This is a genomic window from Serratia sp. T13T92, from assembly GCF_047530105.1.
In the GTDB taxonomy this organism is placed as follows: Bacteria; Pseudomonadota; Gammaproteobacteria; order Enterobacterales; family Enterobacteriaceae; genus Chania; species Chania fonticola.
Window position 1 is genome coordinate 1 of the sequence record NZ_JBLJAK010000122.1, and the last position, 1,017, is coordinate 1,017.

At 55.0% G+C, this 1,017-nt stretch carries 1 protein-coding gene; it reads left to right on the forward strand.

What is annotated here, in order from left to right:
* Nucleotides 1-949 (forward strand): IS30 family transposase (locus ACMV5I_RS29490; protein WP_414825974.1); only part of this gene is annotated, 949 nt, incomplete at its 5' end.
* Nucleotides 950-1,017: the final 68 nt, after the last annotated feature.

Below are 1,017 nucleotides of genomic sequence, written 5' to 3' on the forward strand. Positions count from 1 at the left end.
AGCCTGTTGCATGCAGGGAAAACATCTGACTCAGAAAGAGCGGTTCTACATCGAAAAGCGGCGTGGTGAAGGTGTCAACCAAGCCACCATCGCCCGAGAGCTTGAGCTTCCTCGCTCGACCATCAGCCGGGAACTCAGACGCAATACCGACCCCACTTTCAACGGTGTCTACTGCTGTAGAAGGGCGGATACTCTGGCCCGAGGGCGGCGTCATAAGCCTCTGCCAGACAATGCTTTTCACCAGTTGGAGCCACACATTCAGGACTTCATCCGGCAGGCGCTTTCCACCCATACCTCACCTGAAGTCATCAGTGGCCGCCTGCAACTGGAATTCGGTGTCTCTGTCAGCAAAAATACCCTCTATCGCTATATCCAGCAGGAGCGACAGGCTGGCGGCGACCTGTATCAGCAACTTCCTCACCGGGGAAAACGCTATAGCTACAATGCCGAAAACCTCAAACGAGGCCCTATTCCCAACCGTGTTGGCATTGAGCATCGCCCAGCGGAAGCCGACCTCAAACAGGAACCTGGGCATTTCGAGATTGACACCATTTTTGGCAAAGACCAGAAGTCATTCCTGCTCACTCTCGTAGATAAGGCCCTGAAAACCGTCATCATTCGTAAGTTGCCCAATAAGCGGTCGGAGACCGTGGTTGCCGCGTTCGGGGACATTGAAGCCAATACCTTCTGCGAGTTTAAAACCCTGACCGCTGATAACGGCCCTGAATTTGCCTTACACGAGCAAATCACGGAAATCACAGGGGCGCAGGTCTACTTTGCACGCCCATACCATTCCTGGGAGCGCGGGTTGAATGAGCATACCAACGGGCTGATACGGCGCTTTTACCCCAAGGGAACAGACTTCAGTCAGGTGAGCCATCGCAAGATTGCTGAACGTAGCGCCCCTTCGGGGCGAGCACGGCAGCGTTGCTGCCTCAACCGTCTTTAAGCCCCCTACCTCACATCAACGTCGGTGCCGCCTGATCGCCCCCGCGCTGATATCCGCATAAATTAGCA